This is a genomic window from Croceibacterium atlanticum (genome assembly GCF_001008165.2).
In the GTDB taxonomy this organism is placed as follows: Bacteria; Pseudomonadota; Alphaproteobacteria; order Sphingomonadales; family Sphingomonadaceae; genus Croceibacterium_C; species Croceibacterium_C atlanticum.
The window spans coordinates 664,458-691,112 of the sequence record NZ_CP011452.2 but is presented as its reverse complement, the minus strand read 5'-3'; the positions used below and the strand labels follow the sequence as shown (position 1 = coordinate 691,112).

21 protein-coding genes are annotated in these 26,655 nt (G+C 61.9%); 16 read left to right on the top strand and 5 right to left on the bottom strand.

The genetic code is table 11. The annotated features are described in order from the left end of the window. Window positions 1–2: 2 nt before the first annotated feature. The 12 genes from WYH_RS03280 (at window position 3) to WYH_RS03225 (ending at window position 15,607) form a co-directional block, all read left to right on the top strand. Complete coding sequence (locus tag WYH_RS03280; protein ID WP_046902702.1) at window positions 3–1,517, top strand: acyl-CoA ligase (AMP-forming), exosortase A system-associated; 1,515 nt, start codon at window positions 3–5, stop codon at window positions 1,515–1,517. Further along, on the top strand, window positions 1,514–2,740 hold the full coding sequence (locus WYH_RS03275) for a pyridoxal-dependent decarboxylase, exosortase A system-associated (RefSeq protein ID WP_046902701.1): 1,227 nt from the start codon (window positions 1,514–1,516) through the stop codon (window positions 2,738–2,740). Before WYH_RS03280 ends, WYH_RS03275 begins: the two co-directional genes overlap by 4 nt. A 171-nt stretch (window positions 2,741–2,911) precedes the next feature. Beyond that, complete coding sequence (locus WYH_RS03270; protein WP_046902700.1) at window positions 2,912–3,556, top strand: XrtA/PEP-CTERM system exopolysaccharide export protein; 645 nt, start codon at window positions 2,912–2,914, stop codon at window positions 3,554–3,556. Between the two features lie 13 nt (window positions 3,557–3,569). Then, a complete protein-coding gene (locus WYH_RS03265) occupies window positions 3,570–5,087 on the top strand; it encodes an XrtA system polysaccharide chain length determinant (RefSeq protein ID WP_046902699.1) in 1,518 nt (505 codons plus the stop codon). Window positions 5,088–5,097: 10 nt separating this feature from the next. Next, window positions 5,098–6,129 (top strand): AAA family ATPase, encoded by a 1,032-nt coding sequence (locus tag WYH_RS03260; protein ID WP_046902698.1) that lies wholly within the window; start codon window positions 5,098–5,100, stop codon window positions 6,127–6,129. Between the two features lie 5 nt (window positions 6,130–6,134). Further along, window positions 6,135–7,775, top strand: a complete 1,641-nt coding sequence (locus tag WYH_RS03255; protein ID WP_046902697.1) for a hypothetical protein — start codon at window positions 6,135–6,137, stop codon at window positions 7,773–7,775. Between the two features lie 21 nt (window positions 7,776–7,796). Next, window positions 7,797–8,951, top strand: a complete 1,155-nt coding sequence (locus WYH_RS03250) for an XrtA/PEP-CTERM system-associated ATPase (protein ID WP_046902696.1) — start codon at window positions 7,797–7,799, stop codon at window positions 8,949–8,951. Window positions 8,952–8,970: 19 nt separating this feature from the next. Then, window positions 8,971–9,876 (top strand): XrtA system polysaccharide deacetylase, encoded by a 906-nt coding sequence (locus tag WYH_RS03245; RefSeq protein WP_179945427.1) that lies wholly within the window; start codon window positions 8,971–8,973, stop codon window positions 9,874–9,876. Next, window positions 9,873–10,931, top strand: a complete 1,059-nt coding sequence (locus WYH_RS03240) for a FemAB family XrtA/PEP-CTERM system-associated protein (RefSeq protein WP_046902694.1) — start codon at window positions 9,873–9,875, stop codon at window positions 10,929–10,931. The genes WYH_RS03245 and WYH_RS03240 overlap by 4 nt, the downstream gene beginning before the upstream one ends. Next, window positions 10,928–12,151: a TIGR03087 family PEP-CTERM/XrtA system glycosyltransferase gene (locus WYH_RS03235; protein ID WP_046902693.1), complete on the top strand. Its 1,224-nt coding sequence runs from the start codon at window positions 10,928–10,930 to the stop codon at window positions 12,149–12,151. The genes WYH_RS03240 and WYH_RS03235 overlap by 4 nt, the downstream gene beginning before the upstream one ends. Further along, window positions 12,141–13,697 carry an exosortase A gene (gene xrtA / locus WYH_RS03230; protein WP_082347784.1) on the top strand — a complete coding sequence of 519 codons (1,557 nt, stop codon included), beginning with the start codon at window positions 12,141–12,143 and terminating at the stop codon, window positions 13,695–13,697. Before WYH_RS03235 ends, xrtA begins: the two co-directional genes overlap by 11 nt. Before the next feature lie 11 nt (window positions 13,698–13,708). Beyond that, window positions 13,709–15,607, top strand: a complete 1,899-nt coding sequence (locus WYH_RS03225; protein WP_046902692.1) for an XrtA/PEP-CTERM system amidotransferase — start codon at window positions 13,709–13,711, stop codon at window positions 15,605–15,607. Window positions 15,608–15,630: 23 nt separating this feature from the next. On the opposite strand, the gene zapE is transcribed toward WYH_RS03225, so the two are convergent. Beyond that, window positions 15,631–16,749 (bottom strand): cell division protein ZapE, encoded by a 1,119-nt coding sequence (gene zapE / locus WYH_RS03220; protein ID WP_046904759.1) that lies wholly within the window; start codon window positions 16,747–16,749, stop codon window positions 15,631–15,633. Next, window positions 16,746–17,528 (bottom strand): succinate dehydrogenase iron-sulfur subunit, encoded by a 783-nt coding sequence (locus tag WYH_RS03215; protein WP_046902691.1) that lies wholly within the window; start codon window positions 17,526–17,528, stop codon window positions 16,746–16,748. Before WYH_RS03215 ends, zapE begins: the two co-directional genes overlap by 4 nt. Window positions 17,529–17,708: 180 nt before the next feature. Between WYH_RS03215 and WYH_RS03210 the strand changes: the two genes are divergently transcribed. Continuing rightward, complete coding sequence (locus tag WYH_RS03210; RefSeq protein ID WP_046902690.1) at window positions 17,709–18,440, top strand: SDR family NAD(P)-dependent oxidoreductase; 732 nt, start codon at window positions 17,709–17,711, stop codon at window positions 18,438–18,440. A 7-nt stretch (window positions 18,441–18,447) separates the two neighbouring features. Here WYH_RS03210 and WYH_RS03205 read toward each other — a convergent pair whose 3' ends face one another. Then, window positions 18,448–19,467: a D-alanine--D-alanine ligase family protein gene (locus tag WYH_RS03205; RefSeq protein ID WP_082347783.1), complete on the bottom strand. Its 1,020-nt coding sequence runs from the start codon at window positions 19,465–19,467 to the stop codon at window positions 18,448–18,450. 91 nt (window positions 19,468–19,558) lie between these two features. Here WYH_RS03205 and WYH_RS03200 point away from each other — a divergent pair, with 91 nt between their 5' ends. Both WYH_RS03200 and WYH_RS03195 read left to right on the top strand, forming a co-directional pair. After that, window positions 19,559–21,001: a PLP-dependent aminotransferase family protein gene (locus tag WYH_RS03200; RefSeq protein WP_046902689.1), complete on the top strand. Its 1,443-nt coding sequence runs from the start codon at window positions 19,559–19,561 to the stop codon at window positions 20,999–21,001. Between the two features lie 62 nt (window positions 21,002–21,063). Continuing rightward, window positions 21,064–21,699, top strand: a complete 636-nt coding sequence (locus WYH_RS03195; RefSeq protein ID WP_046902688.1) for a class I SAM-dependent methyltransferase — start codon at window positions 21,064–21,066, stop codon at window positions 21,697–21,699. A 9-nt stretch (window positions 21,700–21,708) separates the two neighbouring features. Here the strand turns inward: WYH_RS03195 and WYH_RS03190 are convergent, their stop codons facing one another. Together WYH_RS03190 and WYH_RS03185 are read right to left on the bottom strand one after the other, a co-directional pair. After that, window positions 21,709–22,545, bottom strand: coding sequence for an NTP transferase domain-containing protein (locus WYH_RS03190; protein WP_046902687.1), 837 nt, complete (start codon window positions 22,543–22,545; stop codon window positions 21,709–21,711). A 25-nt stretch (window positions 22,546–22,570) separates the two neighbouring features. Beyond that, window positions 22,571–25,312: an Rne/Rng family ribonuclease gene (locus tag WYH_RS03185; protein WP_046902686.1), complete on the bottom strand. Its 2,742-nt coding sequence runs from the start codon at window positions 25,310–25,312 to the stop codon at window positions 22,571–22,573. 444 nt (window positions 25,313–25,756) lie between these two features. Between WYH_RS03185 and WYH_RS03180 the strand changes: the two genes are divergently transcribed. Then, window positions 25,757–26,626, top strand: coding sequence for an N-acetylmuramoyl-L-alanine amidase family protein (locus tag WYH_RS03180; RefSeq protein ID WP_046902685.1), 870 nt, complete (start codon window positions 25,757–25,759; stop codon window positions 26,624–26,626). The last annotated feature ends 29 nt before the right edge of the window (window positions 26,627–26,655 follow it).

The window sequence follows — 26,655 nt, the reverse complement described above, 5'->3', positions numbered from 1 at the left end:
CCATGCCGATAACGCCCGATCCCCTGCCACGCCCCATCGACCATCTGACCGAATGCGGGCGTGATGAAGATCCGGCGCTGGTCCTGCGCAAGGCGACGCTTAGCTGGAAGGACTTAAGAAGGCGTGTCGCTTTGCTGGCCGGTTGGCTGGCCGACCGCGTGCCGGAAAGGGGTGCGCGGATCGCCAGCTGGGCAGCAAAGGGAGAACTCACTTGCCTGCTGCCGCTCGCCGCCGCGCGGGCGGGGCTGGTGCATGTGCCGGTCAATCCGCTGCTCAAGCGGGCGCAGGTCGCGCATATACTTGCTGATAGCGGTGCGAAATTGCTGATCGGCACGCCGGCCCGCCTCGCCACGCTGGAGGACGGCGATCTTCCGGTCGATTGCTTGCCTCTGGGTGAGGATACTGCCCTTTCCGAAGTCGCCTCTGCCGAGAAAATGCTTGCCCCGTCCTGCGCCGATCCATCCGATCTGGCCGCGATTCTCTATACCAGCGGATCAACCGGGCGGCCGAAGGGCGTGATGCTGAGCCATGCCAATATGTGGCTCGGAGCGGCCAGCGTGGCCAGCTATCTCGGGATGGAAGCGGATGACGTGACGCTCGCTGTCCTGCCGCTCAGTTTCGATTACGGACAGAACCAGCTGTTCTATAGCTGGTATTGCGGGGCCAGCGTGGTGCCGCTCGATTACCTGACCCCGCGTGACGTCACGAAGTCATGCGCGCGTCATGGTGTGACCACGCTCGCTGCCGTCCCGCCCTTGTGGGTCCAGCTTGTCGAACTGGACTGGCCCCAGGACGCCGTGACGTCACTGAGACGGCTGACCAATAGCGGCGGTGCCCTGACAGTGGATCTGGTAAGGGCGTTGCGAACCATGTTTCCGCAGGCACGGCTTTTCCCGATGTATGGATTGACCGAGGCGTTCCGCTCCACCTTCCTCGATCCCGCACTGGTCGATACGCATCCGACATCGATGGGCCGTGCCATTCCATTTGCGGAGATATTGGTGATCGACGATCAGGGGCAGCTTGCAAAGCCGGGGGAGGAAGGCGAACTCGTCCATTGCGGCCCGCTGGTCGCTCAGGGCTACTGGCAGGATGAAGAACGAACGGCGGAACGGTTCAAGCCAGCCCCCGCAATGTCCGAATATGGCGGCATGGCCGTCTGGTCCGGGGATCGCGTCCGGCGGGACGAAGAAGGGCTGCTCTATTTCGTCGGCCGGCGGGATGCGATGATCAAAAGCGCCGGCAATCGCATCAGCCCGCAAGAGATCGAGGACGCAGCCATGGCAACAGGCCTTGTCGCCGAAGCAGTTGCATTGGGCGTGCCGGATGAAAGGCTGGGGCAGGCTGTGCATCTGATCGTGCGCGGCAGCGGGGATGAAGATGGTTTGCGCGCTGCATTGAAGCGGGAACTGCCCAATTTCATGCAGCCGCGTGTGGTTCGCTGGCTGGAAGCCATGCCGCTCAACCCCAATGGCAAGATTGATCGTGCCGCCTTGCAAGCGATGGAGGCAGCATGAAACCGCTAGGCCCGATCCCCGCAGGATTCGATAGTCTCGATGGCGAACTGGCCATTGGCGGCCAGAGCGCGAGCAGCCTGGTCGAACGGGCGGGCGGAACACCGCTTTTTGTCTATTCATCATCCATGCTGAAGGAACGCGTGGCCAGTCTGCGGCGCGCAATGCCCGCGCGGTTGCGCATTCATTATGCCATGAAAGCAAATCCTTACGCACCACTTCTTGAATTGATGGGAAGCCTGGTGGACGGTCTGGATATCGCTTCTGGCGGAGAGTTGAAGATGGCGCTTGCTGCCGGGTTAGATCCGGCTGCCATCAGTTTTGCCGGACCGGGAAAGCGGGACGAGGAACTGGAAGCCGCGATCGCCGGGGGCATTACGCTGAATCTGGAATCGGTGGGTGAGGCTCGTCGCGCTTTCGCCATTGGCGATCGGATCGGCAAGACGCCGCGGCTGGCGATACGGGTCAACCCCGATTTCGAATTGCGCGGTTCGGGCATGAAGATGGGCGGCGGCGCCAAGCCATTCGGAGTCGATGCCGCCAAGGTGCCGGATCTTGCCCGGGAAGTGATTACCGCCGGTGCGGATTGGCGGGGTTTGCACATCTTCACCGGAAGCCAGGCACTGGATGCAGACGCGATCATAGAAACGCAGGCCAATGTTCTGACTTTGGCCGCAAATCTGGCAAATGAGATCGGCGCCGATCTGCTTCATTTGAATATGGGTGGCGGCTTCGGCATTCCCTATTTCAATGGGGACCAACCGCTCGATATCACCGCCATCGGTACTGCCTTGGAGGAACGTTTTGCCAGCCTGCCGGAAGAGCTGGAAAATACCGAGTTCGCGATCGAACTGGGCCGTTATCTGGTGGGGGAAGCAGGCGTATATCTGACGAGGATCGTCGACCGGAAGGAAAGCCACGGCACGACCTATCTGGTGACTGACGGCGGGCTGCACCATCAACTGGCGGCATCGGGGAATTTCGGGACCGTGGTTCGTCGAAACTACCCGGCTGCCATAGCGACCCGGTTCGGGGAAGAGCCGGTGGAAGAAGCGAATATCGTCGGCTGTCTGTGCACCCCGTTGGACAGGTTGGCGGACCAGGCCATGCTGCCGCACGCTGAAGTGGGGGAGCTTGTCGCTGTCTTCTGCGCGGGGGCTTATGGTGCCAGCGCCAGCCCATCTGCCTTCCTTGGCCAGGGCCCCGCGCGCGAATTGCTCGTTTAAAAGCTTCGCCCGCTGCTGTCCCCATTCGGGACGGGCGCTGAAAAACCCCGTATTTCAGGCCATTTCGAGGCAGGACGACTAACGCAATATTCACCCTTTTTCGCGAGATAGCGCGGTGGATCCAGGCTGGCGGCACCCCGTCCGCCCTTCGAAACCGCAAGGACGCATCAGATGCGAAACACGATTCCCGCCCATATTCTCGCCGTCATGGCGACTGCCGGCCTTGCCCTGACGGGCTGCGCCAGCACCAGCGGCGATCCGGAGCTGGCACCGGCAAGCTTCGTCGCCATGCAGGAAGGCCCGGGCGAGGAATATGTGATCGGACCGCTGGATGAACTGACCATCCATGTCTGGCGCAATGACGAGCTGGGCGCGAAGGTCCAGGTGCGCCCCGATGGCCGTATCACCACCCCGCTCGTGCCCGACATGCCCGCTGTCGGAAAAACGCCGACCATGCTGCAGGAAGACGTCCGCCTGGCGCTTTCGCAATATATCGAAGATCCCATCGTCACTGTAATCGTGAACGAATTCGCGGGAACGTTCAGCCAGCAGGTCCGCATTGTCGGCGCATCGGAAAAGCCCGCTTCGCTGCCCTATCGCGCCAATATGACCCTGCTGGATGCCATGATCGCTGTCGGCGGTCTGGGCGAATATGCCAGTGGCAACCGCGCCAAGCTGATTCGTTTCGACAAGAGCACCGGCAAGCAGGTGGAATATGCGCTGCGGCTGAACGATCTGCTGAAGAAGGGCGACAGCAAGGCCAATGTGATGCTGAAGCCGGGTGACGTGATCATCATCCCCGAAAGCATGTTCTGAGCGGAGCAGGGGCTTGAACCAGATCCTCGAAGAAGCGCGCGCGGCGTTATGGTCCGTATGGAACCGCCGGTGGCTCGCCCTTGGCGTGGCCTGGGGCGTGTGCCTGCTGGGATGGCTCGCAATCGCGATGATCCCAAACAGTTATGAATCCAAATCCCGGCTTTTCGTGCAGCTGGACGATGTGCTGGCCAACCAGATCGGGCTGGGTGCGGGCGGGCGCCAGAAGGATATCGAACGGGTCCGACAGACGCTGACCAGCTCGGTAAATCTTGAAAAGGTCATCCGCTCCACCCGGATCGGGGACACGATCACCACGCCTGCCCAGATGGAACGGGCAGTGGAGGACCTCTCCAGGGATATTACCGTGGTCGGGGACGCGGACAATGTCTTCGAAATTACCGCGATCAGCGGACGCAGGGATCTGTCCGACGCAGAAAATGCGCAGCTCGCACAGGAAATCGCCCAGCACATGATCGATATTTTCCGGGAGGAAAATCTCGGCAGCACGCGGGGTGAAATGCGCAGTGCGCTCGACTTCCTCGATCAACAATTGGCGCAGCGCGAAAAGGAACTCGAAGACGCGGAGCAACGCCGCCTCGCTTTCGAGGCTCAATATCCCGACCTGATCGGCGGCGCATCGAGCATTTCCGCCCAGCTTTCGGCTTCGCGTGCCGAATTGCGCAGCGTCGAAGCCGATCTGGCCGCTGCGCAAAGCGCAATGGCAGCGCTGGACGGCCAATTGGCAAGCACCCCGCGCACGCTGGTGACTCCGGGATCTGGCGGCCCGCGCGCCACACTTGCGCAGGCGCAGTCGAACCTTGCCTCCATGAAGGCGCGCGGCTTGACGGACAGCCACCCTGATGTCGTGGCCTTGAAGAAGCAGATCGCCTCATTGCAACAACAGGTGGCGGAAGGCGCCGCGCCCAGTGGCACGCCGAACCCTGCCTATGCCTCGCTGCAAGCCATGCTGGTGGAACGCCGCGCCAATGTTCAGGCGCTGCAATCGCGGGCGGCGGCCCTGCGGGCGGAGATCGCCTCGATCAGCGCCAATCGGGCGGAAGAACCCGCCGTGGCCGCCGAGGCACAGCGGATCAGCCGCGACTATGACGTGCTGCGCAAGAAATATGACGAGCTGTTGCAGGAACGAGAGGATCTGCGCCTGCGCGGGCAGGTGGAGACGGAACATAATGCGGTTCAGTTCGAAGTTGTCGATCCGCCCAGCACGCCGCGCGTGCCCGCATCGCCCAACCGGCCGCTCCTGCTGCTTGGCGTGCTGGTGGTCGGAATAGGGGCCGGGGCCGGGGCAGCTTTCGCGCTGGGCCAGCTCAATTCCACCTTCGCCACGGCAAGCAAGCTGGTGCGAGCGATCGACCTTCCGGTTATCGGCACGATTTCGCTGACCATGACCGATGCGGCCCGCGCATTGCGACGCAAGCGGCTGAAACTGTTTGCAGCCGGTGTCGGAGGGCTGGGGCTGCTTTTCGTGGTCCTGCTGGGCGTCGAATTCGTGCAGCGCGGCATGGTGGCCTGAGGAGGAGTGGATGACAGAGCAAAGCAAGATTCCGCTGCCGCCCGAAGGCGAAGGCAAGGAAGGCAAGTCGCTGATAGAGCGGGCGGGCGACGCATTCGGCTTTGGCAACTTCACGCCGGCACCCGTGCCGGGGAAGCTGGCCGATGCGCCCAATCGCCGCGTGGCGAAGCGGGCTGCTACCCAGCCGGGGAAAGCCCCGGCGACGCAATCCCCTGCCGATATGAGCAGCGCGGGCGATCAAGGCGAAACCACACCGGCGCATGACGACAAGGCAGCATTTTCGCCGCCGGTCCCACGCATCGCGTTCAGGGCGCCCCCCGTTGCCGTTGATCGCGGACATCTGCGGGAAAGCGGGCTGATCGAACCGGATGGTCCGGTCACCCAGCTGGTCGAGGAATTCCGCATCGTGAAGCGGCAATTGCTGGCCAATATGGAGAAGGCCCGGAAGCGGGGCGATGGGCGAGCGCAACGCGTGCTGGTCTGTTCCCCCTTGCCGGGCGAGGGAAAAACCTTCTGCGCAACCAATCTCGCACTCGCCATGGCTGCGGAGAAGGACAGCGAAGTGCTGCTGGTCGATGCCGATTTCGCCAAGCCGTCCATCCTCTCCCTGCTGGGCCTGCAAGGCGGGAAGGGCTTGATGGATGCCCTGGCAAATGCACAGATCCACGTTGAAGATTGCGTGATAACTACAGATATTCCGGGCTTTTTCGTCCTGCCAGCTGGCAGCCAGACCGCTTCCGACAGCGAGTTTCTGGCCAGCGGCCACACGGCCGAGATATTCGACCGTCTTACACAGGGCGCGCCAAACCGGATCGTCATCTTCGATTCCCCGCCGGCGCTCGCAGCATCGCCTGCGGCGGAACTGGCTAAATATGTGAGCCAGGCGCTTGTCGTGGTGCGTGCGGACCAGACGGGCCAGAGCGCGCTTGAAGACACGCTTTCTCTGCTTTCCACCTGCCCTGATATCCAGTTGCTGTTGAATGCGGCGAATTTCAGCCCCAGCGGCCGCCGCTTCGGCGCCTATTACGGTTACGGGGATTGAACCGGATGCGTCTTGCCGGATCTTTCCTGGCCGCATTGCTGGCCGTCTTCGGCCTCGCGGCCACGGCCAATGCCCAAAGCGCACCCGAAAATGCGTCTGGAAAGCGTGGCCCGGGCGTGAGCATCGTGCCTTACATCGAAGCCTCCCAGGTGCTCACCGCCGAGCTGGAGCCGGGCAGCGATGTTCTGACCTATTCCACCGTCGCGGCCGGGGTCGATGCGGGTTTTACCGGCCGGAACAGTGCCGGGACCGTCTCCCTGCGCTATGAACGCCGGATCGGGTGGGGCGATGATGCGCTGGATGGTGATACGCTCAGCGGTATTGCCCGCACCTCAATAGCGGTCATTCCCCGCGCGCTTACCTTCGAAGCAGGCGGGCTTGCCGCGCGGACACGGGTTGAGGGCAACGGGTCTTCCTCGCTCGGCGGATTCGGCGGCAATGACGATTCCACCAGCCAGATCTATTCGATCTATGCGGGCCCTTCGATAAAGACGCGCGAAGGCTATCTGGATGTCAGCGCGCATTATCGCTTCGGCTATACCAGGGTCGAAGAACCCAATCGCCTGGTTCTGGCAGATAATGCGCAGGCGCCCGACATATTCGACGAAAGCACCGTGCATATGGCGCAGGCCCGCATGGGCTTTTCGCCGAACACGGTTCTGCCCGTTGGTCTGGGTGTCGGCGGAAGCTGGAACGAACAGAATATCTCCAATCTCGATCAGCGCATTCGCGACCGCAATATCCGCGCAGACGTGACAGTGCCCGTCACTCTCTCGCTCGCCCTGGTCGGCGGCGTCGGGTATGAGGACGTGCAGATTTCCAGCCGTGACGCGCTGCGGGACGGCAATGGCGTTCCCGTAATCGGCAATGATGGCCGTTATGTCACAGACAAATCCGGCCCGCGACGGATCGCCTATGAAACGGATGGCCTGATCTGGGATGTCGGGGTCATGTGGCGCCCAAGCCGCCGCACCTCGCTGGAGGCGCATGTCGGCCGCCGCTACGGATCGACCAGCTATTACGGCACATTGTCCTATACGCCCAATTCACGCAGCAGCCTGAATGTTTCCGTCTATGACAACATGACCGGCTTCGGCGGTGCGGTGGTGGATCGCCTGGCGGGCCTGCCGACGGATTTCGAAACATTCCGCAACCCGATCAGCGGGGATATCGGCGGCTGCGTAGCCAGCCTGGAAGGCGATGGCTGTATCGGCGGCGTGCTGGGCTCATTGCGTTCCGCGGCGTTCCGCAGTCGGGGCATCGCCATCAGCTATGCCTATAATCTCGGGCGGACCCAGCTGGGTATTGGCGGCGGATATGATCGGCGCAAATTCATCGCCGCGGCGGGCACGGTTCTCGCATCGGCGGATGGCGTGGTGGACGACAACATCTGGCTTTCCGCCTATTCCAGCACCCGGCTGGATGCCGTCTCCAGCATCAACGCCAATCTTTATGCCAGCCTGTATGACAGCGGATTCGATTCCGGCGGCGAAGCAATCGGTTACAGCGCGACCTTGGCATATAATCGCACCTTCCTGCGCAACCTGACCGGGACGGCCGCCCTCGGCCTCGATGGGATTACGCGGGAAGATCTCGAAGACTTCATGTCAGCGTCCGCGCTGCTTGGCCTGCGATACTCGTTCTGACGGGCCGAAGGAGACGAAACGATGTTCGACGATTTCTATGGTCTGAGCGGAAAGCCGTTCCAGCTTACGCCCGATCCGGCCTTCTATTTCCGCAGCGGCACGCATCGCAAGGCATTGTCTTATCTTGGCTATGGCCTCGCACAGGGCGAAGGCTTCATCGTCATTACGGGTGAGGTCGGGTCCGGCAAATCAACGCTGGTGGCCCATTTGACCAGCACGATCGACCCGCAGCAGCTTACTGTTGCGCAGATCGTCACCAGCAAGCTGGACGAAGAAGAGATCGTCCATGTCGTGGCGCAGGCTTTCGGACTGGATATCGCCGGGCATGACAAGGCCGGCGCTCTCGGCGCGATCGAGGCTTTCCTGCATGAAGAGGCCCGTGCCGGCCGCCGCTGCCTGCTGATCGTGGACGAGGCGCAGAACCTCTCTATCGCAGCGCAGGAAGAACTGCGGATGCTGTCCAACTTCCAGCTCGGCAATCATCCTCTGCTGCAGACCTTGCTGCTGGGTCAGCCGGAATTCCGCGCAACCCTGCAAGAACATGAGGCGCTGGAGCAATTGCGCCAGCGCGTAATCGCGGCCCATCACCTGGGGCCGATGGAAAAAGGCGAGGTCGAACCCTACATCATCCACCGCCTGGAAAAGGTTGGCTGGAACGGAAATCCGGCCTTCGATCAGCAAGTCTTTGCGGATCTTCACACGGCGAGCGGCGGCATTCCGCGCCGGGTGAACCAGATTGCCAATCGCCTTCTCCTGCTTGGCGCTATTGAGAAACGGGCGCGGATCGATGCTTCCATGCTCCAGTCGGTTCTGGAGGACATGAAGCTTGAGAAAACCCTGCCGGCCTCCGCACCTCAGCCTTCTGAGGAACCGCGTAGCGGGCAGGCTGAACCACAAGCCCCGCCGCGCGGCCAGCAATTTGACCGCAAGGCAGTTGAAACCATGCTGGCGGAACGCGATGCGCAGATTGCCGAATTGCAGCAAGCCGTGATCGAGCTTTCGACACAGCGTGACGATGCCATCGCCGCTGCCGTCCGGCCAGAGATCGAGACGATGCAGGAACAGCTGGCCCGCTTCGAAAATCGCATGATCGAGCAGGAGCGCACCATCCGGCAGACGCTGACCATGCTGATCGAATGGATCGAGAACGATCTGGACCAGTCCAGGGCGGCCTGACGGGACCGAGGAGGCGCAGGTGAACGCTGAAACGAGCCACCCGGGCAGGGAAGCGGGGCAGTCCGTGGTCAATGGCCTGTCGGTCGATGTGGAAGACTGGTTCCAGGTCGGCGCCTTCGAACATGTTATCGAACGGGACCAGTGGGCCTCTCTCGACGACCGCGTGGATCGCAATGTTCGCCAGATCCTCGACATGTTTGACGATGCGGGGGTGAAGGCGACCTTCTTCACCCTCGGCTGGGTGGCACAGCGCCATGGCGGCCTGCTACGGGAAATCGCCGGACGCGGCCATGAACTTGCCAGCCACGGGTGGGACCATCAGCGCGTCTTCACCATGGATCGCGCTACTTACGGCGAAGACATCGCCCGTGCGCGCAAGGTGATAGAGGATGCGAGCGGGGCCCGGGTGCGGGGATATCGCGCGCCCAGCTTCTCGATCGACAAGCGCACGCCCTGGGCTCATGAGGAGCTGGCGGCACAGGGTTACACCTATTCCAGCAGCGTCGCCCCGATCACGCATGATCATTATGGCTGGCCGGAAGCGCCGCGTTTCGCCTTTCATCCGCTGCCCGGCAGCGATCTGCTTGAAATTCCGGTTACCACCGCCCTGTTCGCGGGGAAGCGCCTCGCGGCAGGTGGGGGCGGATTCTTCCGCGTGCTTCCCTATGCTTTCAGCCGCTGGGCCATTCGGCAGGTCAACCGGCAGAACGGGCGCCCGGCAGTGTTCTATTTCCACCCTTGGGAAATCGATCCGGGCCAGCCACGCGTTGCCGGTGCGCCGCTCAAATCCAGGCTGCGACACTATACCAATCTGGAACTGATGGCATCCAAGCTGCGGCAGCTGATCAGGGATTTCTCCTGGGACCGGATTGACCATATCGCCGAACGGGAAGCCGTCTCGCTTGCGCAGGAGGAACTGGTGTGAATGCACCCTTCGCCCCTTCGCGAGAGGCCGTGCGTGCCGCCGATCTGCGCCACCCGGATGAAGCGGCGCGGATCGAACGCTTCGTTGCGGAGCGGCATGGCAGCCTGTTTCACCGCCCCGCATGGCTGCGCGCGATAGAGCGCGGCACCGGCCAGCTGGCCCGGGGATTGATGGCGGAGAAGGGCGGGGCAATCACCGGATGGTTGCCGCTGACGCAGGTTCACTCCCCGATATTCGGCCGGATGCTGGCGTCCAGCGGCTTCGCCGTCGAAGGCGGTGTGTTGGCCGATCAAGAAGATACGGCCATCCAATTGTGTCGCTCTGCCGAAGAATATGCCCGGCGGCTTTCCTGCACCACGATCGAATTGCGCGGCGGCCCGGCTCCGGCGGACTGGACGCATCGCAGCGACAGCCATTGTGGCTTCGTGGCGGCGCTGGCGCGGGATGAAGAGGCCGTCTTGCTGGCCATACCGCGCAAACAGCGCGCCGAAGTCCGCAAGAGCCTGAAGACCGATTTCGAAGTCGCGATAGGCACTTCGCCCGGGGATCGTGCGGCGCATTATGCCGTTTACGCCGCCAGCGTGAGAAACCTTGGCACGCCAGTCTTCCCCAGAGGCCTGTTCAGCGCGGCATTGGAGGAACTGGATGGGGACATCCTGACGATCAGCCACCAAGGAGAGCCGGTGGCGAGCGTGCTGTCATTCTATCATGACGGCGCCGTGCTTCCTTATTGGGGTGGTGGCACATGGGCAGCGCGGCATCTGCGCGCGAATGAGCGGATGTATTTCGAACTGATGCGCCATGCACTTGGCCGGGGTTGCGATCGGTTCGATTTCGGCCGGAGCAAGACGAATAGCGGCCCCTACCATTACAAGAAGAACTGGGGCTTCGTGCCGGAACCGCTTTCCTATGCCAGCTGGACGGCGCCCGGCGCGGAAAGGCGCGATGCCGATCCGACCAGCAGCAGGCATTCTGCCCGCATCGCATTGTGGAAGAAGCTGCCCTTGCCGGTGGCGAATGCGCTCGGCCCCCTGATTGCGCGGGGGCTGGGATGAGCGGGATCCTGTTCCTCGCCCATCGGCTCCCCTTTCCCCCTGATCGGGGCGACAAGATCCGTTCGCATCACATTCTGGGGGCGCTGGCCGAAATCGCGCCGCTGCATGTGGGCTGCTTCGCTGAAAGCGATAATGATTTCGTCCATGAAGGCGAATTGGGGCGGATTGCCGCCAGCCATTTCATGCCTTTGCGGACAAAACCACTCTCGCTGGCCGGGGCCGAGGCATTGCTGCATGGCGAGCCGGTCAGCCTGGCGGCTTTCCGCCACAATGGCCTGATGAATTGGGTGCGCGATGTTTTGCGGCGGGAGGAGATCGACACGATCTACGTCTTTTCCGGGCAGATGGGACAATATGTTCCGCGCGACTGGGATGGGCAGCTCGTAGTCGATCTGGTCGATGTCGATTCCGCCAAGTTCGATGCCTATGCCAGGGCAAAGCCTGTGCCGATGCGGTGGGTGGATGCCCGCGAAGGCCGCCTGCTCCGGGTGGAGGAAGAGCGGCTTGCCGTCATGGCCGATCACACATTGCTGGTCAGCGAAGCGGAAGCGGAATTGATGCGTTCCCGCCTTACCCCCGGCGTGACCGCGGATATTCGCGCATTGGGCAACGGGATCGATGCGGATCATTTCGATCCGGCGGTGGTGCCGCCACAAGTCGACCTGGCGATTGCAGAGGGGCCGCAACTGGTCTTCACCGGGCAGATGGATTACGCGCCGAATGTCTCGGCGGCGTTACGGGTGATGGATCATGTCCTTCCCGAAATCCGCAGGGTCCATCCTCAGGCCCAGTTCCATGTCGTCGGCCGCGCGCCGGTTCATGAATTGCGGGCGCGGGATGGAAAGGGCGGTTGCCGTGTCTGGGGGGAAGTGCCCGATGTGCGGCCATTCCTGGCTGCGGCCGATCTGGTGATCGCGCCATTGCAGATTGCCCGCGGGGTGCAGAACAAGGTGCTGGAAGCAATGGCCATGGCCCGGCCGGTCCTGCTGACCAGTGATGCCGCCACCGGCATACCGGCATCAGATGGGCTCCACTTCGCAGTCGAAGATGAAGACGCGCATCTTGTCTTCCGCGCTCTCGGCCTGATTGCCGACACGGAAACGGCCGCAGCAATGGGGTCGGCTGCGAGGAAGTTCGTAGTCGAACGCATGAGTTGGCCGGCAATGCTTGCCGCGCTGCCGGATCTCGTCGAAAACAGGAAGATCCGCGATGCCGCGTGACCTTGCCATGCCCCGCACATTTGCACCGCTGGAACATGTGCCATCCGCATGGCGCGTGCCCCTGTTGCATCTGGCATTCGCCTGGCTGGGTTCGATCCTGCTGTTTCTTCAGGATTGGGCGGACATGGCCCATCAATGGTGGGATTCTTCGACCTATAACCACATCCTGCTGATACCTTTCGTGCTGGCATGGCTGGTGAAATTGCGCGCGCCGGAACTGGCCTTGCTGAAGCCGCAGGCGTGGTGGCCGGGGCTATTGCCGGTCGCTTGCGCCCTGTTCCTCTGGCTGCTCGGCCGCGTCTCCGGCCTCAACTTCGCCAGCCAGCTTGGCGCGGTCGCATTCCTGCCCGCAAGCCTGCTGGCCCTGATGGGACCACGCATTGTCGCAGCGCTGCTTTTCCCGCTTTTCTACAGCCTTCTTCTGGTGCCGTTCGGAGATGTGCTGGTTCCATCGCTGCAGATGATCACGGCGGAGCTGACCATCGCGCTCACGCATTGGAGCGGGATTCCGGCTCGTATCGAAGGTGTCTTCATCGATACACCCGCCGGATTGTTCGAGGTTGCGGAAGCCTGTTCCGGAGTGAAATTCCTCATCGCGATGATCGCGCTGGGCGCGCTGGTGGCCCATGTCTGTTTCCGCAGCTGGTGGCGCAGGCTTGCGTTCATGACAGCCGCGGTGGCGTTGCCGATCCTTGCCAATGGCGTTCGGGCCTGGGGGACAATCTATATCGCCCAGTCACAGGGGATCGAATTCGCAGCAGGTTTCGATCACATATTCTATGGTTGGGTGTTCTTCGCACTGGTCATGCTGACACTGCTGGCCGCGGGCTGGCCGTTTTTCGATCGTGCCCCGGAAGAACCCTTCGTTGATGTTCCCGCGATCCAGCATTCGCCGCTGCTCAGGACCCTGGATCGTTTCTCTTTCAGTGGATGGCAGGCGCTGGCGGCGATTGGCCTCCTGGCCCTGGCCATCACGGGGTGGAGCGCCGCTGCGCAGCGTCTCGAAGCCGAACTGCCCGCGCAAATCGCACTGCCCGATGTGGGCGGATGGCAACGCATGGAATATCGCCCCACCGTCCGCTGGGAACCGCGGGCTGCCGGCGCGGATCATCGCTTGCTCGGGCGGTTCGAGGATGAAGCGGGTCACCGCGTCGATGTCTTCTACGCACTCTATCGCGCACAGGATGAAGGGCGGGATGCAGGGGGCTTCGGTGAAGGTGCGCTGATGCCCGACACTGCCTGGCGCTGGCTGGAGGACGGGGCACCGATCTCCGCCGGAAAGGCCGAATGGTTGCAGGCCCATGGCAACCATAAACGCCTTGCCGTCACCTGGTATCGCACGGGCGATCTGCTCACCGGGGAGGTCGTGCGGCTGAAACTGGCCAATATGGCAGACCGCATTACCATGCGCCCGAATGCGACGGCCACCCTGATCCTCTCCGCCGAGCAGGTGAATGGGCAGGACCCGGAAGAGGCGATCCGCGCATTTCTTTCTTCCGTGGGCGATCCGGGACGATGGATGGACCGCGTGGGGCAAAGGCCCTAACGGCACCAAATATGTGCGGCATCGCTGGCATCTTTCATTGCGGCACGATCAAGCCCGTCGATCCCCAGCGGGTCGAACGCATGTGCGATGCGCTGGTCCATCGCGGGCCGGATGGCGCGGGCGTGTGGACGGCGCCCGGCGTGGGGCTGGGGCATAGGCGGCTGTCGATCATCGACGTCGAAGGCTCGCCGCAGCCCATGCATTCCACCGATGGCCGCGCCGTCATCGTGTTCAATGGCGAAATCTACAATTTCCGGGAGCTACGGCGGGAATTGGAAGGGGAGGGCGCCCGCTTCCATACGGATGGCGATACAGAGGTCATCCTTGCCGCATGGCAGCGCTGGGGGCCGGATTGCCTGCAACGGCTGAACGGCATGTTTGCTTTCGCCCTGTATGATCGCACAGAACGGACATTGTTCCTGGCCCGCGACCGTTTCGGGGTGAAGCCGCTCTTCATGGCGCATCTCAGCGATGGCAGCGTGGCTTTTGCGTCTGAATTGAAAGGCTTGCTGGCACATCCCCTGCTGCGGCGCGAAGCCGATCCGCTGGCGGTCGAAGACTATCTCACCTGGGGCTATGTTCCCGATCACCGCTCCATATTGAAAGGCGTCGAAAAGCTTCCGGCCGGGCATTTCCGCGTGTTGAAGCATGATACGCCGCCTGCCGCGCCGCGCCGCTGGTGGGAGATTTCCTTCGCTGATCGGCGCAAGGGATCGGAACGCGATCTGGAAGCGGAATTGCTGCATCACCTGCGGGAAGCGGTGACGAGCCGCATGGTCGCCGATGTGCCGCTGGGCGCTTTCCTTTCCGGCGGTGTCGATTCCTCAAGCGTTGTCGCGCTGATGTCGGAAGCGAGCCGCGATCCCGTGCGCACCTGTTCGATCGGCTTCGATGTCGCTTCACTGGACGAGACATCCTACGCCTCCCAGGTCGCAGAGCTGTTCGGCACCGATCACGAGGCGCGGCAAGTCAGCGCGGACCAGTTCGATTCCATCGATAGTCTGGCAGCCATGTTCGACGAACCATTCGCCGATGCATCCGCCCTGCCGACCTGGCGGGTTTGCCAGCTCGCGCGTGAAAGCGTGACAGTCGCCCTGTCAGGCGATGGCGCGGATGAAGCCATGGCCGGTTATCGGCGCCAGGTATTCTTCGCGCATGAGGAGCGCGTGCGCCGCCTCCTGCCTGAATCCTTCAGGCGGAATGTTCTGGGGCCGCTCGGCCGGATCTATCCCAAGGCGGACTGGGCGCCGCGCCCGCTACGCGCCAAAAGCACATTGCTCGCCCTGGCCGAGAATGGCGCGAAGGGTTATGCGCGCGGCCTTTCGGTGGTTCCGCCGGAACTGCGCGAATTGCTCTATTCATCGGCCATGCGGCGGAAAATCGGGGATTATCGCGCAGAAGATCCGCTGGTCGAAGCGATGATGAAGGCGCCGGCGCGTTCAGGGCTGGACCGGGCGCAATATGCGGATCTGACGTTCTGGCTGCCCGGGGACATTCTGACCAAGGTGGACCGCACCAGCATGGCTGTGAGTCTTGAGGCGCGCGAACCGCTGCTCGATCACAGGCTGGTGGAATTCGCCGCCACCTTGCCGGAACGGATGCGCGTGCGCGGAACGCAGGGCAAATATCTGCTGAAACATGCCATGCGGCGCTATCTTCCCGATGACATTTTGTATCGGCCGAAACAGGGTTTCGTCACACCGATCGCGGATTGGCTGCGCGGTCCGCTGGCGCAGCAGGCGCGGGGCATAGCCGGCAGTGCCGCCCTTGCGCGCACAGGCTGGTTCGATACGGTGCGGATCAGCCATATGGCCGATGCCCATATCTCCGGCCGCGCCGATAATTCGCGCATATTATGGCAATTGCTGATGCTTGACCGTACGCTGGCCAAACTCGGTATCTCGGCCTGAGATCGGCCCCCGGTCAGGCTGGTTCAGGCGTCCTCACCATGGCCTGCGGCCATGTAATCATCGCTCTGCATCTCGTTCAGCCTGCTGGCCGTCCGTTCGAATTCGAAACTGCCGTCCCCCGCACGATATAGCTCGTCCGGCACGGCATCGGCGGCGGCGAACAGCTTCACCTTGTTTTCGTAAAGCGCATCCACCAGCGTGACGAAACGCGCCGCTTCATTGCGCATGTCCGGCCCCATTACCGGAATGCCGACGATGATGACCGTGTGATATGTGCGGGCGATGGCCAGATAATCCGCCGCGCCGCGCGGTTCGCCGCACAGCCTTTTGAAACTGAAGACGGCCACGCCTTTCAGGCTCTTGGGAACATGCAGCCTGCGGTTGCCGCTGACTTCGATTTCTGCGGTCGGGACATGGGCTGCATCTTCCACCGGATAGTCGGTCAGGCGGAAGAAGACTTCGCGCAATGCCTCGGTCGCCACCTCCCCGTTGGGAACATACCAGCTGTCCATCCCGCCAATGCGGTCGAGCCGGTAATCGGTCGGGCCGTTCAGCTCCACCACGTCAAGCTCGGCGCGGATCAGGTCGATGAAGGGCAGGAAATGTTCGCGGTTCAGCCCATCCTTGTAGAGATCATGGGGAGGGCGGTTGGAAGTGGTGACCACCGTCACCCCTTCATCGCAGATCAGGGCGCGGAACAGCCGGCTCATGATCATCGCATCGGCAGAATTATTGACCACCATCTCGTCAAAAGCGAGGCATCGCAAATCCTGTGCGATTGCGGATGCGACCCGCGGAATCGGGTCACCGCTTTCGGATTTGCGGGCTTCCCGCAGCCGGGCATGCACTTCCTGCATGAAGGCATGGAAGTGGACCCGGCGCTTTTGCGGAATGGCAAGCGTATCGTGGAACAGGTCCATCAGCATGGATTTGCCGCGACCCACGCCGCCCCACATATACACGCCCTGGACGCGGCGCGGCCCGGCCTTGCCGAACAGGCGCGCCAAGAACCCGCCCCCCTGTTCCCGCTCCAGCTCCGCCTGAAGCCGGGAAAGCCGCTGGGCGGCTTCTTCCTGTTGGGGGTCGGGCTTTAATTCACCGGCACTGACAAGCGCGCGGTAACGATCGAGCAGTCCGCTCAGACCTGACGCTCCGCCTGCATCTTCTTGATCTCGGCAATGGCCCGGGCCGGGCTGAGCCCCTTGGGGCAGACATTGGCGCAATTCATGATCGTGTGGCAGCGATAGAGGCGGAAGGGATCTTCCAGATCGTCCAGCCGTTCGCCGGTCATTTCGTCACGGCTGTCCGCCAGCCAGCGATAAGCCTGCAACAGGATCGCCGGGCCAAGGAACTTGTCGGAATTCCACCAGTATGACGGGCAGGCGGTGGAACAGCAGGCGCAGAGAATGCACTCATACAAGCCATCCAGCTTGTCCCGCTGTTCAGGGCTCTGCAGCCTTTCCTTACCGCTGGGCGTGGTGGAAACGGTCTGCAACCAGGGGCGGATCGAGGCATATTGCGCGTAGAAATGGGTGAAGTCCGGCACCAGGTCCTTGACCACTTCCATATGCGGCAATGGCGTGATGCGGATCTCACCCTTCAAATCTTCCATCGCGGTCGTGCAGGCCAGGCCGTTCGCGCCATTCATGTTCATGGCGCATGATCCGCAGATCCCTTCGCGGCAGGAACGGCGGAAGGTCAGCGTCGGATCGACTTCGTTCTTGATCTTGATCAGCGCGTCCAGAACCATCGGGCCGCAATCGTCGAGATCGATCTCGAACGTGTCATAGCGCGGATTCTCCCCGCTATCCGGGTCCCAGCGATAGATCTTGAACTTCTGCAACCGGCTCGCGCCTTCGGCCTTGTGGGTCCGGCCTGGCGCGTTGATCTTGCTGTTCTTCGGAAGGGTGAAGGTGGCCATGAAAAATCCTCGCTGGTCTGCGGGCCTATCTAGCGATTGTAGCTGTATGAGCAAGCTGGTGGAGACGTTTGCGGGCCGATCTGTTGGAAAAGCGCCAAATTCCAGCGTGAATGTGGCAGAACCGGCGCATCTCAGGCGGTTTGATCGGACAAATACGGCCGGCAGAAGGAGGCAGGCATCATGGCGGATCATGGCACATGGCCACAGCGGGCCGCGATCTTCGGCGCGAGCGGCGGAATTGGCGGCGCCTTGTGTCGCCTGCTGGCGCAGGACGGGTGCCGGGTCGCCGCCGGAAGCCGATCGGGGGCAGCTCCGGAACATGCCAATATCGTGCCCTTCCGGTTTGATCTGCTGGACGAGCAATCAATCCGTGAAGCCGGGCGGAATCTGGCCGATGATCCACCAGAGCTGGTGGTGGTGGCGACTGGCTTGCTGACCCATCCGGACGGCACCGGGCCGGAAAAGACCTATAAGGCACTTGAAGGAGATGCCATGGCCGAAGCATTCGCCATCAATACGATCGGCCCGGCATTGATCGCGAAACATGTGCTGCCGCTTTTCCGGCGGGAGCGGCGCTGCGTCTTCGCCGCGCTTTCCGCCCGTGTCGGGTCTATCGCCGATAATGGCCGGGGCGGCTGGCATTCCTATCGGGCCAGCAAGGCGGCGTTGAACATGCTGCTGCGCAATTTCGCGATCGAAATGCGCAGAACGCACGATCAGGCGATTATCGCGGGCCTCCATCCGGGAACGGTGGATACCAGCCTGTCAGCACCCTTTCAGAAAAATCTGCCGGAAGGACAGCTCAAGACTGCGGAGGAGTCCGCCGCGCACCTGCTGGAGGTGATCGGCGGACTGACCCCGGATGATAGCGGCCATGTGTATGACTGGCGCGGAGAGCGCCTGCCGGAATAGGCCGATTTCAGGCCATCAGCCCGTTGCGGCGCAGACTGTCCGCCAGGATCGTTTCGATAAGCTGTTCCTGGGTCATCCCCGCCAGCAGGGCGGCGCGCCCGAAGACCTTCTCCGACCAGAGATTGCAGTTGAGATTGACTTCGAGGAAGTTCACCTCACCTGTTTCCTCGTTCACGCGGAATTCGAACCGGCCGTAATCGAAGGGGCGATATTCTTCCCACAATTTGCGGGTGTAGCCCGAAATCTTCTCGGAGATCGCGGCGTCCTCATAGGCGTCGAGCGAGTATTTCGCGCTCCGGTCCACCAGATCGCGCTTTTCATAGTAAGTGCGCAGATGGGCCGGATCCGCCTGACGGAAGATCATCTTGGGCATGATCACCGGATCGCCCTTGGTAATCACCGGCACTTCAACGTCGCTGCCGACGATGAAGGGCTCTACGATCGCATCATGACCTTCGGCATGGATATGTTCCACGCCTTCGCGAATGCCGTTCCAGTCCGTCGCGTCGCGCACACCCCAACTGGCGGAAGAGGCATTGGGCTTGATGACATAGCGTTCGGCCTTCGGATGCTTGTCCGGCGTAACAGGCGCACCGCGGCGATAGATCGCCCAGGGGGCGGTGGGGACACCGGCAACCACTGCCGCACGTTTTGCCAGGTGCTTGTCGTCCGACAAGCCGCGCAGAATCGGGCTGGCGCCGAGAAAGGGAATGCCATGGCGCGTGCAGAGCAGCGGACCGAGCATTTCGGAATTGAAGAATCCGGCCCTGTTGAGCAAGGGAAAGACGAAATCGACATCCGGCTTTTCCCACAGCGCGTCAAAGCTGTTGGCCAGCGTCAGGTTAAGGCCCAGACCTTCCAGGATAGTACGCACTTCGTGGTGATAGACGGCGTGATTGCCGTCTTCCGGGTGCAGGCTTCCACCCCAAAGAGCATGTTTCGCAATGAACATGATCCGGGTTTCCTGGCGGGTCTTATCGTCAATGGTGAGGGGGGTGATGATATCGGACAAGCGGAAAACCTTCATTTTGAGATGGTCGCGCCCTTAGTTCCGCTCTAACAGGGTTCCAAGGAAATTCGGGATGGACGTTATTCGGGTCGTGTCATTTTCTGATTGTATGAGCAGCCTGGAGCTGGACGAAAATGCACGCGAAACCATCGCCTTGCTGGCGAGTGGTGGGGATGCGCGCATCACGCTTGACCCGGAAACCGGGCTCAATCGCTACATGTCCGCGCCCTATCCGCGCGACCTGATCGCCTATGCCTCTTCGACGGCGAACGACATTTCCGCACCTGCATTCGATCACGTTGCAAAGCTCGTGCAGGGCGAACGGGGCAGTTATGCCGAACGGCTCGAATCGCTGAGGGCGCGCATTCGTTCCGCTTATGCGATTCCCGGCGATACCGAAGTGGTCTTCGCACCGTCAGGAACGGATCTGGAATATGTGGCGCTGGCCGCAGTTCTCGGCAAGGCGGGCGAGGGGATCCATAACGTACTGCTCGGCGCGGATGAAGTGGGCAGCGGTTGCATTCATTCTGCCCATGGCCGGTTCTTCGCCGGCGAAACAGCTCGCGGCATAGCGACGGAATCTGGCGTCCCGGTGCGCGGAATCGGCCCGGTCAGCCTGGCGGACATTGCCGTGCGCTGCGACCGCGGGCTTGCACGGGACAGCCAGGATATCGCCGCCGCGGTTGATGCGGAACTGGCACAGGCTGCGTCGCTTGGTCGCCACGCCCTTATCCATGTCGTGCATGGATCGAAGACCGGGCTGATCCTTCCCGAATTGAAAGAAATCGACGATCTGATCGCTCGCTATGGTGACAGCATTTCCTTCGTCGTCGATGCCTGCCAGGCGCGGATCACGACAGAGGCGATCAACGCCTATCTCTCGCGCGGTGCGATTGTCTTCCTGACCGGCTCGAAATTCATGGGCGGCCCGCCTTTCAGTGGTTTTGCCCTGCTTCCAGCGCGGTGGAAACGGGCTGCGGCACAATTGCCGTCGGGCTTTGTCGATATCTTTCGCCGCGCCGAATGGCCGGAAGGCTGGGCAGGGCGCGAAACACTTGCCGATGAAGACAATCCCGGCCTGTGGCTGCGGCTGGAAGCATCGGTATTCGAGCTTGAACGGTTTCAAAGCCTGCCTTTCCCGCAAGTGCGGCGGATCATTCGCGCATTCAACGATGCGTTGCAGTCCGAGATAGTCGGGCCGCTCGGCCTCGATCTGGTAAAGCCGCATGCCCCGGAAGAAGCGGGGGAAGCGCGCGAACATCCAATCGAAATGCGTACGCTGGCGACGCTGGATGTCAGTTCATTACCTTGTGCGCGAACATTCGACGATGCGCGCAAGCTGCATAGCGACCTGGCAGATGGCGGCTTGCGGCTTGGCCAGCCTGTGCGGGCAGTGCGTAGAGATGGCGAATGGGGCGGAACATTGCGGATCGGGCTGTCCATGCCGCAATTTTCCCGCTGGGCGCCTCTGACGGATGGAGATCTGGCGATGCAGATCAAGTCGGACATGAACAGGATCGCGACCCGCCTGCGCGAAGCCTGCCGGGGGTGAAAGCCTGTTCCCCATTCGTAAATTTCGGATAAGCTGCCGAAAAACGAGGGGGAGAGACAGCCATGGGTATTCGCAACTGGTACGATGAAAAGATCCTGCCGCGGGTGATTACCTCGGCATGCGGCCAGGAAGAAGTATCGGAACTGCGCGCGAAGGTCGTCCCGCTCGCCGAAGGCAGAGTGTTTGAACTTGGCTGTGGCGGCGGACTCAACCAGATACATTACGACAGGGAACGGGTGACGGGTTTCTCCGGCATCGATCCCAATGCATCCCTGCTGGAAGGCGCGCGTGCCCGCGCCCGGGAGCAGGGTTGGGAAGCCGATATAAGACACGGTTTTGGCGAGAATATCCCGTTCGAAGATGGCGCTTTCGATACGGTGGTCTGCACCTATACATTATGTTCGGTGGAAGATCCGGGCCAGGTGATGGCGGAAATGCGCCGTATATTGAAGCCCGGCGGCAGGCTTCTGTTTTTGGAACACGGCAAGGCACCGGATCCCGGCCCGGCGAGGTGGCAGAAACGGATAGAGCCGGTTTGGAAACGGGTGATGGGCAATTGCCACCTGACCCGCGAAATCGGTTCTGCCTTCAGAGGAGCCGGCTTCGACGTAGAGCCGATCGGCCAGGAATATTTCCCGAAAATGCCGCGCTGGGCGGGCTGGATGGAATGGGGCTCCGCCCGCCGATCCGGTGTCTGACTGGATTCTTCAGCTGTTCGGCACGATTTCGTCAGGCTTGCGCTTGCGAAGCAATTCCTCGCACACATTGTAGGTCCGCTCATTATCGACATCGATTGCAAGCGCGCCGTCTTCAAATATCACCGCGTGCACGGCAAGGCCGAAACGCTTGCCCAGCCTGCGCATCGCGCCGTGAATGCCGATCAGCTTGAAGCGCATGAGCAGGATATTGACGAGGCCGACAGCGCGAACGAGACGGCCCGGATTCTTCATGAACTGGCCGCCTTCGCGGAAGAACTCCGCCGCGGTAAAGGCCTTGCGATTAGCCAGCCCATAGAGATTGCAGTTGGCGTAACCATTATCCTTGAATTCGTAGAAGCCGCGCTGTCCTTCCGGATGGGCCGCCCGCACGCGGTCCTTGCCGGCGAGGCAGATGACCGCATCTGCATCCTGCATTGCCGCGATGACTTCAGCCACCGCTTCCCGCGTGAGGAGGACATTGTCCGCAGTGGTCACGATGAACGGGCCATCGCCTTCTCCTGCCGCGTCGGCAACGCTGTCGACGATATTCGGCTTGTTCGCGACGAGGTCGATCGGGATGCCCCGATTGGCGAAATCCGCGACAATATCCTGCACGTCCCCATGCGCATCCGGTTCCAGCGAAACGCGGATGCGGGAAACTTCCGGGATCCGCGTCGCGGTTTCCAGAACGTAGGAAATCAGTGGTTTACCACAGATGGGCACCAGGCATTTATGTGAAACTCCCGCCCGTTTGGCGAGAGGGTTCATCACGCCAAAGCGCTGTCCGGCGAGAATGATAAGGGTAACCGGCGCCTGATCGGCGCCGGTCGTTGTTCCCTGCGGCATTGTATGTCTTCCTAACGAGCAGGTTTTACTGGCCGAAAGTCCGCTGCCACCATCCGCGCCGCGGCGGTTCGGAAGATGCGCTCTCTTCGGTGGAGGCGCCTTCCGGGGCAGGTGCTTCAGCCTCGGCTTCGGCGTTCTGCGCAGGAGCAGCTTCCGGAGCATTGCCGGTGGCTTCCTCCACAGGGGCTTCGACCTTTTTCCGGCGCGTGCGCTTCGGCTTGGCGGGCTTGGCTTCCGCCTCTTCCGAATCCGGTTTGGCGGTTTCGGTTTCGGCTGCCGGTTCCACGGCCTTCTTGCGGCGCGTGCGCGGCTTGGGCTTGGGCTTTTCTTCCGCTTCGGCTTCTTCCACCGCTTCTTCGCTCTTCACTTCAGCGGCGGGGGCGGCGGCGGGAGCCTCCTCAGCCTTCTTCTTGCGACGTGTGCGCTTGGGCTTCGGAGCTTCTTCCTCGCTCGGCGCTTCAGCCTCGGCCGGGGCTTCGGTCGGCGCTTCGCTTACGGCCTCGGTAGTCGCGGGAACTTCCGGCTCCGCCTCGTCCGACTGGGAGGTTTCGCTCGAATCCTCTTCGCCGGCAGTTTCCTCGCTTACTTCCTCGCCCTCATCCCGACGGCGCCTGCGGCGACCACCACGGCGGCGACGCTTGCGGGGAGCTTCCCCTTCGTCATCGTCCTTCGCTTCAGCGTCCCTGTCCGTATCCGCAGACTGATCGTCTTCCTCGCTATCATCCGAGGAGGAATCGGAACCATCATCCTGCTGCGAATCTTCGCCGCGCTGCTTGTTACGGCCACGGCCTCCACGGCGCCGGCGCCGGCGCTTCTTGCGCGGCTCGCCGTCCTGATCCTCGTCATTATCCTCCGAGCTTTCGGACATATCGTCCTCATCCTCGTCCTCATCGACGATCGGCTCGAATTTAGGGGTATCGGTCGGACGCGGGCCGGAACTGGTAACGCGCATCTTCGCGCCTTCATCCTCACCTTCAGGCACGACTTCCACCGTCACGCCATAGCGATGCTCGATCTCGGCAAGGTCGGCACGCTTGGCATTCAGCAGATAAATAGCCGCTTCGGTCGAAGCATACAGGGTGATCGTGGTTCCCTTGCCCTTGGCAGCTTCATCCTCGATCAGGCGCAGCGCTGAAAGCCCGGCGCTGGAGGCGGTGCGGACGAGGCCGGTGCCATCGCAATGCGGACATTCGCGCGTCGTGGCTTCCAGCACGCCGGTGCGCAGGCGCTGGCGGCTCATTTCCATCAGGCCGAAACCGGAAATCCTGCCAACCTGGATCCGGGCGCGGTCGTGCTTCAGCGCGTCCTTCATCGCGCGCTCGACTTTCCGGACGTTGGAATTGTTCTCCATGTCGATGAAGTCGATCACGACCAGCCCGGCCATGTCGCGCAGCCGCAGCTGGCGCGAGATCTCCTTCGCTGCTTCCAGATTGGTGTGCAGCGCGGTCTGTTCGATTCCGTGTTCCTTGGTCGAACGGCCGGAGTTGATGTCGATGGAAACCAGCGCTTCCGTCGGGTTGATCACCAGATAACCGCCCGATTTCAGCTGCACGACAGGTTCGTACATGGCCGAAAGCTGGTCCTCCGCGCCGAAACGCTGGAACAATGGCACCGGATCGGAATAGGCTTTCACGCGCCGTGCATGGCTGGGCATCAGCAGCTTCATGAACTGCTTGGCCGCCTTGTAGCCTTCTGCGCCTTCGACGATCACTTCTTCGATTTCGCGATTATATATGTCGCGAATGGCGCGCTTGATCAGGTCCGAATCGGAATGGATCATGGCTGGCGCACTGGACGACAGGGTGCCTTCGCGTATCTCGTCCCACAACCGGGCGAGATAGTCGAAATCGCGCTTGATCTCTGTCTTGGTGCGCTGAAGCCCGGCGGTGCGGACGATCAGGCCCATGGAGCGCGGCAGGCTTAGTTCGTTGACGATCTGCTTCAGGCGCTTGCGATCACCGGCGGAGCTGATCTTGCGGCTGATGCCGCCGCCATGGCTCGAATTCGGCATCAGGACGCAATAACGGCCGGCCAGGCTCAGATAGGTGGTAAGGGCAGCACCCTTGTTGCCACGCTCTTCCTTGACGACCTGCACCAGCAGCACCTGACGGCGCTGGATGACATCCTGGATCTTGTAGCGACGGCGAAGAGCCTGACGCTTGGCGCGCAGCTCGTCCATTTCCTTGGCGCGCGCGCGTTCACCGCCGCGACCCTGGCGGTTTCCACGGCCCCGGCGCCCCCGGCGGCCGCGTGACTGGTCTTCGCCGGAAGACTGGTTGTCATCACCGTCCTCGTCGGAATTCTCGTCCTCGCCATTGTCGACAAGGCCATCCTCGATCGTGGCTACGTCGTCTTTTTCGCTGGTGTCGATTTCCTCGACCCCGGCATCGTCGTCGCCATCCTCGTCATCGGATTCATCGAAGCCTTCGGCGCCTTCATCCTCTTCCTCAGCGGCTCGCAATGCGGCTTCTTCTTCCGCATGGGCCTGTTCCTCAGCCAGCAGAGCCTCTCGGTCTTCCTGGGGGATCTGATAATAGTCGGGATGAATTTCGCTGAAAGCGAGAAAACCGTGCCGGTTGCCGCCGAAATCGACGAAGGCCGCCTGCAGCGAGGGTTCTACACGAGTAACCTTGGCGAGATATATATTGCCTTTGATCTGCTTGTGTTCGGCAGATTCAAAGTCGAACTCCTCAATCCTGTTTCCCTTGAGCACCGCCACCCGCGTTTCTTCCGGGTGGCGCGCATCGATCAACATGCGCGTTGCCATTAAATAGTCTCCGGGCGCGGGCGGTGCCCATGGTTGTTCCATGGTCCGAAGCGCGCCGATTTGTGTGTGAAATTCCACCGCGCGTCACCGGGGATCGGTGAAAGCGCGAAAACTGATTGTTCCGTCCTGACGCATATGGGCTGCAGGCGGTACGGAATGTGTCTGTCGCAAAGGGAAGGCGCAGGATTTCGCTCTGCGCGCGAGCACTTGCCGCCGTGGCGCAACCCGTTGGTTGCGGATTGGCGGTCTGGCTCTTGCTTCTCATTACGGCATCAACCTGTATGCATGTTCCGGGTTTGCGGAAAGCAGGCCCGGAAGGGTCGGGTTCCCAATTACCCGAACGCCGATTTGCTAGCATCAGGGACAAGTCTCGGCAACCTTATTGCGCGACACTGTAAATTTCCCTTGGTTCACGGCCGAACAGAAAGCTAACCGGGGCAGGCGATGCCACTTCGCTTTCATATTACCTTGGCCGTGTTGCTGCCGATCATCCTTGTCATGGGTATGGTTACTGCGGGGTTAAAGCTGCCCTTGCCGCATCTGGGGCGGGCCTATGTCGTCCGCATCGAATTGCCGGAAGCAGGTGCGCCCGTGGACCTGCCGACAATACAGGGGCCGCAGGATAGCTCTCGCCCGCTGGTGGTGATCGATGCCGGCCATGGCGGGCACGATCCCGGCGCCAGCGGCGCGGATTTCAAGGAAAAATCCATTGTTCTGGGCCTGGCGCGTGCCTTGCGGAACCAATTGCTGGATGAAGGCGGCATTCGCGTGGCCATGACGCGGGACGAGGACCGGTTCCTAGTCCTTGATGAAAGGGCCGAAATCGCTCGCAAGCTGGGGGCTGACCTGTTCCTGTCGATCCATGCGGATTCAGCGGGCGAGCTGTCGGGCGTCAGCGGGGCGAGTGTATACACTCTGTCCGGCAAGGCATCGAGCCAGGCGGCCGAACGCTATGCCGCGAGGGAAAACAGCGCGGACCTTCTCAACGGACAATTGCTGACCGACCGGAGCGACGATGTCAGCGCGATCCTGGTGGAATTGTCTCAGCGCCGCACGCAGGAGAAATCCGCCGAATTTGCGTCCTTGATCCTGCGGGAAGGGGAAGGGCAGCTGGTCTTCCATCCCCAGCCAAAGCGATCCGCTTCGCTGGTGGTACTGCGCGCCCCGGATGTGCCATCGGTCCTCTATGAATCGGGTTTCGTCACCAACCCCGAAGATGCGCAACGGCTCGCATCACCAGAAGGGCAGGCGTGTTTCGCCGATGTGATGGCGCGGGCAATCCGTATCTATTTCGCCCGCCAGAACGGCGTTTGACGGAGCGCGTGCTTCTCCACGGCGGGTGC